Annotated in this window: 15 protein-coding genes; 9 read left to right on the top strand and 6 right to left on the bottom strand. The window is 66.4% G+C overall.

All coding sequences use genetic code 11. The features are described 5' to 3' along the window. The first annotated feature begins 9 nt into the window (after nt 1-9). The 7 genes from BM393_RS12630 (at nt 10) to pyrC (ending at nt 6,093) form a co-directional block, all read left to right on the top strand. Entirely contained in the window at nt 10-939 is a 930-nt protein-coding gene (locus BM393_RS12630; RefSeq protein ID WP_091726131.1) for a LysR substrate-binding domain-containing protein, read from the top strand. 151 nt (nt 940-1,090) lie between these two features. Further along, nucleotides 1,091-1,984 carry an amino acid ABC transporter substrate-binding protein gene (locus BM393_RS12625; RefSeq protein ID WP_091726127.1) on the top strand — a complete coding sequence of 298 codons (894 nt, stop codon included), beginning with the start codon at nt 1,091-1,093 and terminating at the stop codon, nt 1,982-1,984. Between the two features lie 121 nt (nt 1,985-2,105). After that, entirely contained in the window at nt 2,106-2,840 is a 735-nt protein-coding gene (locus BM393_RS12620) for an amino acid ABC transporter permease (RefSeq protein WP_091726123.1), read from the top strand. Nucleotide 2,841: 1 nt separating this feature from the next. Continuing rightward, nucleotides 2,842-3,507 carry an amino acid ABC transporter permease gene (locus BM393_RS12615; RefSeq protein ID WP_091726120.1) on the top strand — a complete coding sequence of 222 codons (666 nt, stop codon included), beginning with the start codon at nt 2,842-2,844 and terminating at the stop codon, nt 3,505-3,507. A 10-nt stretch (nt 3,508-3,517) separates the two neighbouring features. Further along, nucleotides 3,518-4,252 carry an amino acid ABC transporter ATP-binding protein gene (locus tag BM393_RS12610; RefSeq protein ID WP_091726117.1) on the top strand — a complete coding sequence of 245 codons (735 nt, stop codon included), beginning with the start codon at nt 3,518-3,520 and terminating at the stop codon, nt 4,250-4,252. A 296-nt stretch (nt 4,253-4,548) separates the two neighbouring features. Next, nucleotides 4,549-5,034, top strand: coding sequence for a hypothetical protein (locus BM393_RS12605; RefSeq protein ID WP_091726114.1), 486 nt, complete (start codon nt 4,549-4,551; stop codon nt 5,032-5,034). A gap of 24 nt (nt 5,035-5,058) precedes the next feature. Then, nucleotides 5,059-6,093: a dihydroorotase gene (gene pyrC, locus BM393_RS12600; RefSeq protein ID WP_091726109.1), complete on the top strand. Its 1,035-nt coding sequence runs from the start codon at nt 5,059-5,061 to the stop codon at nt 6,091-6,093. Between the two features lie 64 nt (nt 6,094-6,157). Here pyrC and tehA read toward each other — a convergent pair whose 3' ends face one another. From tehA to BM393_RS12585, 3 genes are all read right to left on the bottom strand, one after another. Continuing rightward, complete coding sequence (tehA, locus tag BM393_RS12595; RefSeq protein WP_091726105.1) at nt 6,158-7,138, bottom strand: dicarboxylate transporter/tellurite-resistance protein TehA; 981 nt, start codon at nt 7,136-7,138, stop codon at nt 6,158-6,160. Nucleotides 7,139-7,207: 69 nt separating this feature from the next. Further along, nucleotides 7,208-8,836 (bottom strand): 2Fe-2S iron-sulfur cluster-binding protein, encoded by a 1,629-nt coding sequence (locus tag BM393_RS12590; RefSeq protein WP_091726102.1) that lies wholly within the window; start codon nt 8,834-8,836, stop codon nt 7,208-7,210. 28 nt (nt 8,837-8,864) lie between these two features. After that, nucleotides 8,865-9,416, bottom strand: a complete 552-nt coding sequence (locus BM393_RS12585; RefSeq protein ID WP_091726098.1) for a carboxymuconolactone decarboxylase family protein — start codon at nt 9,414-9,416, stop codon at nt 8,865-8,867. Between the two features lie 102 nt (nt 9,417-9,518). On the opposite strand from BM393_RS12585, the gene BM393_RS12580 reads away from it, so the two are divergent. Next, on the top strand, nt 9,519-10,415 hold the full coding sequence (locus tag BM393_RS12580) for a LysR family transcriptional regulator (protein WP_091726094.1): 897 nt from the start codon (nt 9,519-9,521) through the stop codon (nt 10,413-10,415). A 110-nt stretch (nt 10,416-10,525) separates the two neighbouring features. Here BM393_RS12580 and BM393_RS12575 read toward each other — a convergent pair whose 3' ends face one another. Continuing rightward, nucleotides 10,526-11,074, bottom strand: a complete 549-nt coding sequence (locus BM393_RS12575; RefSeq protein WP_091726089.1) for a hypothetical protein — start codon at nt 11,072-11,074, stop codon at nt 10,526-10,528. Between the two features lie 414 nt (nt 11,075-11,488). On the opposite strand from BM393_RS12575, the gene BM393_RS25950 reads away from it, so the two are divergent. Beyond that, on the top strand, nt 11,489-11,737 hold the full coding sequence (locus BM393_RS25950; RefSeq protein WP_091726085.1) for a hypothetical protein: 249 nt from the start codon (nt 11,489-11,491) through the stop codon (nt 11,735-11,737). 64 nt (nt 11,738-11,801) lie between these two features. On the opposite strand, the gene BM393_RS12565 is transcribed toward BM393_RS25950, so the two are convergent. Next, nucleotides 11,802-12,170 (bottom strand): hypothetical protein, encoded by a 369-nt coding sequence (locus tag BM393_RS12565; protein WP_091726081.1) that lies wholly within the window; start codon nt 12,168-12,170, stop codon nt 11,802-11,804. Nucleotides 12,171-12,332: 162 nt separating this feature from the next. Further along, nucleotides 12,333-13,436: a uracil-DNA glycosylase family protein gene (locus tag BM393_RS12560; protein ID WP_091726077.1), complete on the bottom strand. Its 1,104-nt coding sequence runs from the start codon at nt 13,434-13,436 to the stop codon at nt 12,333-12,335. Between the last annotated feature and the right edge of the window lie 6 nt (nt 13,437-13,442).

Genomic DNA, 13,442 nt, shown 5'->3' with positions numbered 1-13,442 from the left:
TCCCGCGCCGTGGAAACCAAATGGCTTGAAGACTTCGTGAGCCTGGCGGAGACGCGCAGCTTCTCCCGCTCGGCCCAGCTGCGGCATGTCACGCAGCCGGCGTTCTCGCGCCGCATCCAGGCGCTGGAGGCGTGGGCGGGCGTCGATCTGGTCGACCGTTCGTCCTATCCGACGCGTTTGACCGCGGCCGGCGAAACCCTGCTGGGCCAGGCCGTGGACCTGCTCGGCAACCTGCAGGCCACGCGCAACATGCTGCGCAGCCACCAGTCGGCGGGGCAGGACATGATCGAGTTCGCCGTGCCGCACTCGCTGTCCTTCAGCTTCTTCCCGCACTGGCTGATGGAGCTGCGCCAGCGCTTCGGCGAGGTGAAATGCCGGCTCAACGCGCTCAACGTCCATGACGCGACGCTGCAGCTGAGCGAAGGCAACTGCGACCTGCTGGTCGTCTACCACCACCCCAGCCAGCCGCTGCAGCTCGATCCCGAGCGCTACGAATCGGTCTCGCTCGGCCACGAGACCCTGGCCGCCTATGCGAAAGCTGACACAGGCGGCGCGCCGATGTTCCGGATTTCCGGACACCCGGGCCAGAAGATCCCCTTCCTCAGCTACGCGTCCGGCGCCTACCTCGGGCGATTGGTGGAGCTGATCGTCAAGGACGCCGCGCAGCCGCTCAACCTGGAATCGGTCTTCGAGACCGACATGGCCGAGAGCCTCAAGGCCATGGCGCTGGAGGGCCACGGCCTGGCCTTCCTCCCGGCGAGCTCGGTGAAGAAGGAAGTGAAGGCGCGCCGCCTGGTGCGCGCGGCCGAGCCGGGCCAGTACGAACTGAACATGGAACTGCGGATGTACCGCGAGCGCCAGGGCTCGGCGCGCCGCGTGAAACCGGTCGCGCAGGCGCTCTGGAATTTCCTGACGCACGCCGCCGCCGGGCAGGCATGAAACCTGCATATGTAAGCCGTGCAACACCTCGAGATGCGTGATACTCCCTACCCTGCAAAGCAGCCGCTCATGGTCTGCTCTGCCGGTTGGGCGGCTCACCGGTCGAGCCTCCCTCGAATCCGCTTTTGAATCCGAACAAGCAGGAGCAACTATGAAGAAGGCATTGCTAGTCCTGGCCCTTGGCGCGGCGTTGGTTGGCGTGGCGCAAGCCGACACGCTGAAGAAGATCAAGGACACAGGCAGCGTGACCATGGGCGTGCGCGAGTCCTCGGGCGCGCTGTCGTACACGCTCGGCGACGGCAAGTACGTGGGCTACCACGTCGAGATCTGCCAGCGCGTGCTGGCCGACGTACAGAAGCATCTGGGCCTGTCCAAGCTGGACATCAAGTATCTGCCGGTGACCTCGCAGAACCGCGTGCCGCTGGTGCAGAACGGCACCGTGGACATCGAGTGCGGCTCCACCACCAACAACATGACCCGCGCCAAGGACGTGGCCTTCGCCGTCACGACCTACGTCGAGGAAGTGCGCATCGCGGTGAAGGCCGATTCGGGCATCACCTCGATCGCCCAGCTCAACGGCAAGACCGTCGCGACCACCACCGGCACCACCTCCGTCCAGCTGCTGCGCAAGCACGAGCGCGCCAACGGCGTGGACTTCAAGGAAGTGCTGGGCAAGGACCACGCCGACAGCTTCCTGCTGCTGGAGTCGGGCCGCGCCGACGCCTTCGTGATGGACGGCCAGATCCTGGCCGGCAACATCGCCAAGTCGCGCAATCCGGCGGGCTTCAAGATCGTCGGCGAAGTGCTGTCGGTCGAGCCGATCGCCATCATGATCCGCAAGGACGATCCGGCCTTCAAGAAGGCGGTGGACGACAGCATCAAGGGCCTGATGAAGTCTGGCGAGATCGCCAAGCTGTACGACAAGTGGTTCATGCAGCCGATCCCCCCGACCAACACCAAGGTGGGCCTGCCGGCGACGGCGGCGACCAAGGACGCCTGGGCGAACCCGAACGACAAGCCGGTCGAGGAATACGCCAAGAAGTAAGCACGGTTCCCTGAGCGCAAGGCGCCCCGCGGGGCGCCTTGTCGCAAGGGGGCGACCGGAGACTGGAAGGGCCGCGGCAGCGCATGCGGGCGGCCCTTCGCATTGATGGATGGAGCACGCCATGGCGAGCTGGGATTGGCAGTTGTACTGCACAGACATGGTGACCGAGGAGGTCGCGCCGAAGTGTTTCGGCGCCCCCGGTTATGAGACTTACCTGGACGCGATGATCCACGGCTGGGGCTGGACGATGTTCGTCTCGGTCCTGGGCCTGCTGGTCGCGCTGGTGGCCGGATCGCTGATCGGCATCCTGCGCACGGTGCCCAACAGGAAGCTGGCGATGTTCGGCGAGGCATGGACGGAGCTGTTCCGGAACATCCCGCTGATCGTCCAGCTCTTCATCTGGTATCACGTGATCCCGCGCCTGTTCCCGATCCTGGACCTGCCGCCCAGCGTGCTCGTCGTGATCGCGATCGGCCTGTTCACCTCGGCGCGGATCTCGGAGCAGGTCAAGGCCGGCATCCTGACGCTGCCCAAGGGCCAGCGCTACGCCGGCCAGGCGCTGGGTCTGACGCTGCCGCAGACCTATCGCCATGTGCTGCTGCCGATGGCCTTCCGCATCGTCATTCCGCCGCTGACCAGCGAGAGCATGAACATCGTCAAGAACTCGGCGGTGGCCTTCGCGGTGAGCATCCCCGACCTGGCGCAGTTCGCGCTGCAGGCCTCCGAGCAGTCGAGCTTCGTGCAGATCTTCCTGCCCGTGACGCTGCTGTACTTCATCTCGGCCTATGCGATCAACCGCCTGGCCAAGGTGATCGAGTGGTACGTGCGCGTGCCCGGCATCCTGGGGGCGAAGTGACATGACGCAACTCGACTTTTCGTTCCTGACCTGGGAGGTCCTGTCCTCCTTCGTCGCCAAGGGGCTGTGGTTCTCGATCCAGCTGACCTTCTCGGCCATGATCGGCGGCATCGTGCTGGGCACGATCCTGGCGCTGATGCGGCTCTCGGGCAAATGGTGGCTGGAGCGGCCGGCGGCGATCTACGTCGACACGCTGCGCTCGATCCCGCTGGTGATGGTGATCCTGTGGTTCTTCCTGCTGATCCCCTACATCGCGGGGCCGCTGGGCGCGGAGAAGACGGCGCTGATCACCTTCACGCTGTTCGAGGCGACCTACTACTCCGAGATCATGCGCGCGGGCATCCAGTCGGTGCCCAAGGGCCAGGTCTTCGCGGGTTACGCGCTGGGCATGAACTACAAGCAGACCATGGGCCTGGTGGTGCTGCCGCAGGCTTTCCGCAACATGCTCCCGGTGCTGCTGACGCAGACCATCGTGCTGTTCCAGGACACGTCGCTGGTCTACGCGATCGGTGCCTACGACCTGCTCAAGGGTTTCGAGGTCGCCGGCAAGAACTTCAACCGGCCGATGGAGACCTACCTGGTCGCGGCCGTCGTCTACTTCGTGATCTGCTTCAGCCTGTCCATGCTGGTCCGCCGGCTGCAGAAGAAGATCGCCATCATCCGCTGAGGTCCGCCCCATGATTGAAATCAAGAACGTCTCCAAGTGGTACGGCCCGTTCCAGGTGCTGACCGATTGCTCCACGACCATCCAGAAGGGGGAAGTGGTGGTGGTGTGCGGCCCGTCGGGGTCGGGCAAATCCACGCTGATCAAGACGGTCAACGCGCTGGAGCCGATCCAGGCGGGTGACATCGTCGTCGACGGCACCAGCCTGACGGCGCCCAAGACCAACCTGCCCAAGCTGCGTTCGCGCGTGGGCATGGTGTTCCAGCACTTCGAGCTGTTCCCCCACCTGTCGGTGACGGAGAACCTGACGCTGGCGCAGGTCAAGGTGCTGGGCCGCAACATGGCCGACGCCAAGACCCGCGGCCTGAAGATGCTGGAGCGCGTGGGCCTGATGGCCCACAAGGACAAGTTCCCGGGCCAGCTTTCGGGCGGCCAGCAGCAGCGCGTGGCGATCGCCCGGGCGCTGTCGATGGACCCGATCGTGATGCTGTTCGACGAGCCGACCTCGGCGCTGGACCCCGAGATGGTGGGCGAGGTGCTGGACGTGATGGTCCAGCTGGCCAATGAGGGCATGACCATGATGTGCGTGACGCACGAGATGGGCTTCGCCAAGAAGGTCAGCCACCGGGTGATCTTCATGGATGCCGGCAAGATCGTCGAGGACTGCACCCGCGACGAGTTCTTCGGCAACCCGGACCAGCGCTCGCCGCGCGCCAAGGACTTCCTGGCGAAGATCCTGCAGCACTGATCGCGGGCGCCCGAGGGCGTCCCATGCACTGCCTCGAAGGCCCGCCCCGCAAGGTGCGGGCCTTCTTCGTTCCGGCTGTCCACGACGCCTGTGCGGTGCTCACTCGTCCACGGCATGGATGTCCAAAAGACTCCTGGTCGAGGTCAGTGACGGCCGGCGAGGGGCTGCCAACAATCGGTCCCATCGCGATTCGGCCCGTGTGTGGCGAGTCGCACGAGGCGCGAGGTGATCCGTGCGGGAATCCGCCCGTGGGGTCAGGCCGTGCGTCGATCCACGAGTCGTCAGGAGGTCACCGGATGGGCGCACAGCATCGCAGCCATTTCAGCCATTCATCGCCGGGCTCCCAGGCGAAGAGGGCCCAGCGCTGGCCGAAGGAGGAGTACGTCCGGCGCGTGGAGTACGACGCGAAGAACGATGCATTGCTTCAGACGATCCGTGCCGACATCGCCGGCATGCGCAGCGAGATGCGCACGGAGCTTTCCGCGATGCGGGTGCAGATGGAAAGCCGCTTCTCGGCGCTGACGGTGGAGATCTGCGCCGTGCGCAGCGAAATGCGGGCGGAGGTCGGTGAGCTGAAAGGCGAGATCAAGGGGCTGAAGGGAGAGATCGGAGGGATCAAGACCTCGATCAACGTCATCATGGGCGTCCTCGCCCTGCTGGCGGGCATGGGGGCCCTGCAGCTCCATCCCGTGATCCGGGCCATGTCCGCCGCAGCCCCGGCGCAGCAGGCTCTCGCGATGTACACCGTGCCCGCGCCGATGACGCCGGCCAGTGCGCCGTGAGGCGGGGTGCGACAATCCCGCCCCATGAGCGAAACCCTAGTCCTGACCCGTCCCGACGACTGGCATGTGCACCTGCGCGACGGTGCCGCGCTGCAGAGCGTCGTTCCGTACACCGCGCGCCAGTTCGCGCGCGCGATCGCGATGCCCAACCTGAAGCCGCCGATCACGACGGCCGAGCAGGCGCAGGCCTACCGCGAGCGCATCCTCGCCGCCGTGCCCGCCGGCGTGGACTTCGAGCCGCTGATGACGCTCTACCTGACCGACCGCACGCGCCCCGAGGAGATCGCCGCCGCGAAGGCGGCCGGCGTGGTCGCGCTCAAGCTCTATCCGGCTGGCGCCACGACCAACAGCGATGCCGGCGTCACCGACATCCGCAAGACCTATGCGACGCTGGAGGCGATGCAGAAGGCGGGCCTGCTGCTGCTGGTGCATGGCGAGGTCACCGATGGCGACGTCGATGTCTTCGACCGCGAGGCCTTCTTCATCGACCGCGTGATGACGCCGCTGCGCAAGGACTTCCCCGAGCTGAAGGTGGTCTTCGAGCACATCACGACCAAGGAAGCCGCGCAGTACGTGACCGCGGCGGACCGCTTCACCGGCGCGACGGTGACGCCGCAGCACCTGCTCTACAACCGCAACGCGATCTTCATGGGCGGGCTGCGGCCGCATTACTACTGCCTGCCGGTGCTCAAGCGAGAGGAGCATCGCCTGGCGCTGATCCAGGCCGCCACTTCCGGCAGCCCGAAGTTCTTCCTCGGCACCGACAGCGCGCCGCATGCGTCGGTGATGAAGGAGAACTCGGTGTGCGGCGCCGGCTGCTTCACCGCGCTGTCCGCGCTCGAGCTCTATGCCGAGGCCTTCGAGGCTGCGGGCGCGCTCGACAAGCTCGAGGCCTTCGCCAGTTTCCACGGCGCCGACTTCTACGGCCTGCCGCGCAACACGACGCAGGTCACGCTGCGCAAGACCGAATGGACGCTGCCCGAGTCCGTCCCCTTCGGCGAAGCCGCGCAGCTCAAGCCGCTGCGTGGCGGCGAGGCGCTGCGCTGGAAGCTCGACTGAGCGCGACACCGCGGTCCACCGCGGCGTCAGGACGCGCCGCGGCGCGCTGCTGATTCACCCCGAATCAACTGGCCGCCGGCGCCACCGGCGCGGGCGCGCTGGCGGACGCCGGCTTCGGCCGCAGCGCCCACAGCACCGAAGCGATCGAGAGCCCGGTGATGACCAGATTGCTCATGGTGAAGAGCACCGGCGCGAGCGTGGTGAAGACCGGGTCATGGCCGCGCTCGGCGAAGCGCATGGTGCCGGTGGAGATCGCGGTCGCGCCGAAGGTGAATCCCCAGTACGACAGCGTGAACGGCTGGCGGATCCACGGCATCAGCCGCAGCACCATCAGCGCCTGCACGATCGCGTAGCCCAGCAGCATGCGGGCGATGAGGTCCGGCGGGCCGACGGTGACGGCCGCGTAGGCCAGCAGCGCGACCGCCGGCGGCGCCATCTGGATGCCCACCGTCGGGCGCAGCGCCGGCGGCAAGGGATCGACGGTCAGCAGGCGGCCCAGGATGATGGACTCCTGGACGATCCAGGCCAGCACGCCGGCACCGAAGAACAGCTGCCCCCAACTCGGCCAGCCGAGCGCCGATAGCGCGATCGCGGACACCAGGTTGGCGCCGACCGTGGGCAGGTAGAGCACGGGCGTCGTCGTCTTCGGGTCGCGTCCGCCGCGCCACTGGCCGCCGTGGCGCCACAGGCCGAAGAGCAGCGAGGCCGCCGCGCCGAGCAGGACCAGCCCCGTCCCCACGCCGTGCGCATGCGGCAGCACGCCGATGCCGGCGAGCATGGTCGCCACCGGCACGAGCGCGATGAAGCAGCAGAGGATGGGATGGGCGGCCTCGGCCAGGGCCTCCTCGCGCGCGGCGATCCACTTGATCGCGAATCGGACCAGCAGCACCGCCCACACCGTCACCGCGACCGCCATGACCGACTCGCCGATCCAGGTGGGGAAGCCCCACAGACGCGAGGCCACGCGCCAGCCGTTGCCCAGGCCGGTCAGGCCCAGCACCATGCTGAAGTAGGAGGCGGGGACCGCCCATCGGGATGCGTTCATCGGGGTGCTCCTGCGCGTGCGGCGGCCGGCGAGGTCATGGGACGAGCGCACTGTAGCCGTGAACATCGCTCAGAGGTCGAGCGTCAGTTCATCGCCGTCCGCTCTCGAGACGCAGACGCACATCAACTGCTGATCTGCCTTCTGCGCGTCGGTGAGCACGTCGTCGCGATGCGCGGGCGTGCCGGCGACCACGCGCGTGGCGCAGGTGCCGCAGTTGCCGATGCGGCATGAGGCCGGCACTCGCACGCCCTGCGCTTCGGCGACCTCGAGGATGGAGCGGTCCTTCGGCACGAGCAGATCCTTGCCGCTGCGGACCAGGTGGACGACGAACTCGCGGTCGCCGGGCTTGGCGCGGTCGGCACTGAACTTCTCGGCGTGAACGCGCGCGGCGCTCACAGCGGCCTGCCGCGCGGCCGCCGACACTGCTTCGATCAGGCGCGAAGGCCCGCAGACGTAGACATGATCGGTCTCGCCCAGGCCGAGCATCAGCGCCTGGACGTCGAGGCGCTGCCCTTCGTCCTTCGCGTGGACCTTCACGCGCTCGCCGAAGGCGTCGACCAGCTCACCCAGGAACGGTGCCTGCGCCCGCGAGCGCACCGCGTAGTGCAGCTCGAAGGCCGCGCCCCGCGCGACGAGCGCATGCGCCATCGCCTTGATCGGCGTGATGCCGATGCCGCCGGCGATCAGCACCGCTCGATGCGCTGTCTCGACGAGCGAGAAGAGCGTCCGCGGCATCGAGGCGTTGAGCCGCAGCCCGAGCTGGAAGTCCTCGTGCACGGCCAGGGAGCCGCCGCGTCCCTCGGGCTCGCGCTGCACGGCGATCTCGTAGGCATCGGTGCGATGCGGGCTGGACGCGATCGAGTAGCTCCGGGTCGAGTCGGTGCCATCAGCCAGGCGCACGGGTAGGTCGAGGTGGGCGCCGGCGACCACCGCCGGCAGCGGCGATCCGTCGGCGGTCCTCAACTTGAAGGCCCGCACCGATGGCGTGAGCTGGCGCACGCCGGAGATCGTCAGCGCGAGCGGCCCGTCGCCCAGTGATGGCGGCGGCATTGACGCCGACGGCGTCTGCGAAGCGGCCAGCGCCGCCTTGGCGTCGCTCAACTGCGCTTTCAGCTTCTGCACCTGCGCGCGCAGCGGGGCGGTGAGCGACGCAACCTCGGCCTCGGTGAAACGCGGCGTGATGTGCTGCGGACAGTTCCAATCCCAACCCTCGATGCGGATCAGGAAAGCGCGCTCGACCGTCGCGCCGTAGGCCGGATCACTCACCGCGGCGATGGCCGCGTCGCCCTGCGGGCTGACGCCGGCCTCGACCAGCTCCACGCGTCCGAGCAGCTTCAGCCGGCGCCGATTCGGATAGTCGACGACGATCATCGAGAGGCGGTCGTCCTTGCGCAGGTTGCCGACGCTCAGGTACTGCACATTGCCGCGGAAGTCCGCGAAGCCGATGGTGCGCGAATCCAGCACCTTGAGGAAACCCTTCGGCCCGCCGCGGTGCTGCACGTAGGGCCAGCCGGTCTCGCTGACCGTGGCCTGGAAGAAGTGGTCGGCCTCGGCGAGGAACTGCGCCTCGCGGGGCGTCAGCGCCTCGCCGCGGTCGCTCATCGTGTCGAGGAAGGCGTACTGCTCGCGGCTGCCTTTCTCTGCCTGGACCTCGCGGACCGTCGGGGTGAAGGTGATGTCCGAATAGGCGCGTCCCATGATGAGCTCCCGGTGAGGATGCGGACCTTCAGGCCGCGGTCGGCAGTTCGAGCTTGACGCTCGGGAAATCGATCTCGACCAGGCTGGCCTTGCCCAGGATGTTGGTCAGGAAGTTCATGCCGACGTGCGTGATGATCTCGACGATCTGCGCCTCGTCGACGCCGGCGGCACGCAGCTCGGTCAGCTCCAGCGCGGACACCTCGCCGCGCTTGTCCATCAAGCTGCGCGCGAATTTCAGGATCGCGGCGGAGGTGTCGTCGTCGCTGGTGCCGGCGCGGGCCGCGGCGATCTCCTCGGCCGACAGGCCGGTCTTGCGCCCGATGGCCGTGTGCGCGGAGACGCAGTACTGGCAGCCGTTCTGCTGCGCCAGCGCCAGGGCGATGCGTTCGCGGTCCAGCGGGTCCAGGCTGCCGCCGTTGGCGATGCCATACAGGCCGAGGAAGGCCTGCAGCGCGGTGGTCGAGTTGGCGAAGACCTTCAGGAAGTTGGGGACCATGCCGAGCTGGCCCTGGATCGCGTCGAGCAGGGCTTTCTGCTCGGGCGTGGCGGTGGCGGGTTCGACGACGTGGATGCGGCTCATGGCGGTTCTCCGGTGGGTTGAGGGTGAGCGGATGGTGGCCCTCGCGCTCCGCGGAGAGAATCGGCGCGGCTGGGAAATGACTCTTTCTGGATCAGAAAAGATATGGACAAGCTCGATGCCATGGCCATCTTCGTGGCCGTCGTTCAGGAGGGCGGGTTTTCCGCGGCGGCGCGGCGGCTCGGCGTGTCCGCGCCGGTCGTCACGCGCGCGGTGAGCGAGCTCGAGGCGGCGATGAACGTGCGCCTGCTGCTGCGCACCACGCGCGTGGTCAAGGTCACCGAGGTCGGCGAGCGCTACGCGCAGGACTGCCGGCGCGTGCTCGGCGAACTGGAGGAGATCGAGCAGGCGGCGAGTGGCTCGCACGGCGCGGTGCGCGGCAAGCTCGTCGTCAGCGCCTCGGTGATGTACGGGCGGCTCAAGCTGAACGAGGTGGTGCTGGCCTACCTGGCCCGTTATCCGGAGACCGAGGTCGAGTGCCGTTTCCTGGATCGCAATGTCAACCTGCTGAGCGAGGACGTGGACGTGGCGATCCGCATCGGCGACCTGCCGGATGCTTCCTTCCACGCGACGCCGCTGGCCAAGGTGCGGCGCATCCTGTGCGCGTCGCCCGCGTACCTGAAGCAGCACGGGACGCCGAAGCAGCTGAAGGATCTCGCGAAGCACTCGGTGATCGCGGCGCTTGGGCTGGAGCCGGGATCGGAGTGGAAGTTCCGTGAGGGCGCGGGCGTGGATGCGCCGATCGTCTCGGTGCCGATCCGCGCTCGACTCGCCACCAACAGCAATGACCACGCCATTGCCGCGGCCCGCGATGGGTTTGGGCTCACTCGTGTGCTGTCGTACATGGTCGAAGAGCAGATCGCTTCAGGGGCGCTCGTGGAGGTGCTCCCGAAGTTCGCACCGCCCGCCGTGCCGGTGCAGGCGCTGCAGCATCAGGGGAAGCGAGCGTCGCGCAAGGTGAGGGCGTTCATTGACCTGGCGGTGGAGCGGTTGAGGGGGTAGGGCGCCGTCGCGAGCGGGTCACGTGGGCGACCGGTGGCTTGACCGGCGCGAAGCGGCGGGGCTCCCGCTCGATGAAAGGGGTGGACCGAGTCCTAGGTACGCTCACCCGGTCAAGGGGCCAGAAGTGTTCCAAGGAATGCGAGCAGCAGCAGTGCGCCCCCGGGAATCACGGCCAGCCAGTCCCAGCCGCGTACGGACGCATTGCGCTTGTGGAGTGGGCTCACCTGCGCATTCAAGCTGTTCGCGCGCGCCTGCACGGGAAGGAGGAACACGAACGCGAGCAGGGAGAGCCACCAGTACGGATCTGGAAGCTTCCAGAGCAAGGTGGCGACGATCCAACCGACGGCCAAGCTCCCGGCGGCGAGGGGCGAGCTGCCATTTTTCTCGATGTCGTAAGCGCGAATCCGGGCAAAGCACTGGTAGCAATAGAAGAGCGCGACCAGCGCTCTCAGCGCCGGTGCGATGTTGCTTTGCTCCCGGTGCCTGATGCATCTCCAGTTGCGATAGAACCAGTAGATCTCATACAGGCCGAGCGTGCAGACGCTCATGACGACGAGCTTGGACAGCGAGACGGCAAAGAACGGGGGCTCCGAGGACGCCTGTCGGGAAGGAAGGTCTGCGACTTGGAAGTCTGGAGATGCGTACGGGTTCGCGCTCATGAGTGGTTGTGGTCGCGATCAAGGCCGAGTGGCCAAGAGATCGTGGGGTCGGTTTCTCGCGACGCGTGAGATCCATTGATGAAACGAGCGCCCGGGGGCGGAATGATGCGTGATCGGGCTTGCATCGGACTTCCAGATATTCCCGTATCGATGCGGTCTCCAGGCGAGATCTTCCGAATGGCCTCGGCGCGGGGAGTGGTCAGGGCCACTGCCGCCATGGAGCGTCGACTAGCCTCCGAGCGGCAGGCGCGTCATCGCGGAGTTCGATTCGGACATGCGGTCGGTCCCGTTGGTATTCCAGTCCATCGCATCCGCGTCGACTCGTCTACGCGGTGCCCCGATTGGTCGATTGCAAAGACGGACTGGGAGTTCCATGCTCATGAATTAAAGACGCATGGCGCCAGTTCTGGTCCTATGTTCTTTCTGTTTTTCGTCATTCAGGTCGCGACGCTGCTCATGGTGCTCTATGTGTGGCGCAGAAATTCATACATCGTCGCCTACATTGCTTCGCTAGTGGGAGCTGGGTTTGCAACGGTGTTTGGAGTGTCCGAGCACGTCGTTGCTCTCGCCAACTTGCTGTGGATCGTGTCGCTGGGCTGGTGGCTTTTCGCGCTGGCCGAGTCCGTTGGTGCAACGCGAGCAGGTGATAAGCGACGACCGTAATGGCGAAACCGGTCTCGAGTTCGCGGCACGCTGCATGGCTCTTCGCCGAAGTGTGTGAGGCGCTTCAGTTTGAATGTTGACCATCACCAGCAATGGAGCCGCTCGGCGTGCTGCACATCGCGCAGAAGCGCGCCTGCGGGGTCCTAAGCGGCTTGCCGCAATGTGAGCAAGCGGGGCCGTACAGGCTCAGTCGATGATGGAACAGCGCGTTCGCGTTGCCTTCCTTGAAGCCAGTGATGCGCTCGTACTGCACCAGCGCCTCCCGCCCAAAGCCCTCTCGCGTCGCTTCGGCAAGAGAGCACCCATGGGCCTCCCGATACGCTTTGATTTGGTCGACCCCGTTGGCGAGGTGAGGCGCCACCAAATCCCACTCCTCCTCCGTGAGCATGGGAATGTCCATGCGGCAGCGCCAGCAGTAGATCGTCTTAGGCATAGGTTGAACTGTCGCGGTTGATCTCATCGGCCCAGGCAGACTAGACGGGTACATGACGATGGCGGCTGAATCATGCGCTACCGAGTCGCAGTCGAATTGAGGCTGGGAGTGGTCCTTAGCGGGCCCCATTTGCATTCCGACTTGGAGGTGCTGTCGTACGGTTCAGGGAGCCGGTAGCACCGCGCTATTGAACAGGTTCATCCGCAGGGTCCTCTCCCTGCGCAGCAACTCGCGCATTGGCGCCGTCAGGTAGACCGCCGTCTTCAGCTCCCCGACCGGCAGTTGACCGTACTTGACCGCCACCTCCAGCAAGGTGCGTCTGGCAGCCGCACTCAGCGGGTCGACCTGTGACGCTCCGTCTAGTAGGCCCTTCTGGCCGAGCCCCACCATCAGGTGCTTTCCGACGGTGCGCGTGAAGCAGCCCGGGATGAGCGCAGGTAGCCGGCTGGCATGCAACTCGACGCAATAGGGCCCATCCTTTTGTCGAACATAGTAGCCCTCGGTGAGGCGCTCCGAGGCTGCCTCAAGGTGCCGGACCTCGGCCATGAACAGCAGCTTGTGGAGGGCAAAGTAGCTCAGTTCTCCGCTTTCCTCGAGCAGCACCCGTGCTGCGGCACCAACCTTTTCCGACGCTCGGTTCCTTTTGGCCGACGGCTTGCGTCGTGCGGCGCCCCCGCCGCGGCGCAGCGTCTCGGCCACGAACTGGTAGTCCGCCAGTTGGTTGGCGAAGCTGCGATGCACCATTGCTCGCTGGCCCGGATGGTATGCAGGAATGAGCTGCCTACCTGACCAGAGGTGAGCTTTTCGAACGCTGTCCTTAAGGGTGAGGGTATGGGCCGTGACCATCGCCGTGGCCCGCAAGGCAACTGCACCGAGTGTTACGACCACGGGAGCGTCCACGAGGTCTAGCTGTTCCCTCAGAAACGGAGCGCAGTTGGCCACCTCAGAGGGGGACGGTGTGGCGTTGTTGCCGCTCGTGTCCTTCGGATTGCAGAGGACCGCATTGGTCACGAAAGCGTCGTAGCGGCTCAGTCCCACCTGTTCCAGCAGCGACTCGAAATTGTGCCCGGACTTGTCGCCATGGAACGGCAGCTCCGAGGTGTCGGCACCGAGCCGCCCCGGCGCTTCGCCGATGAACATCACCTTGGCGCTGAGCGAGCCGCAGCCCGCACCGAGCACTCGGGCACTGTCCGCCATACGTGGGCAGCGCTTGCACGCCTTTACGCGGCGCACGAGGTCGACAAACTGCGGTTCTTTATCCACCATCACTGT

The sequence above is a fragment of the Mitsuaria sp. PDC51 genome, from assembly GCF_900113225.1.
Classification (GTDB): Bacteria; Pseudomonadota; Gammaproteobacteria; order Burkholderiales; family Burkholderiaceae_C; genus Roseateles.
This window is presented reverse-complemented; position numbering and strand designations above follow the sequence as displayed.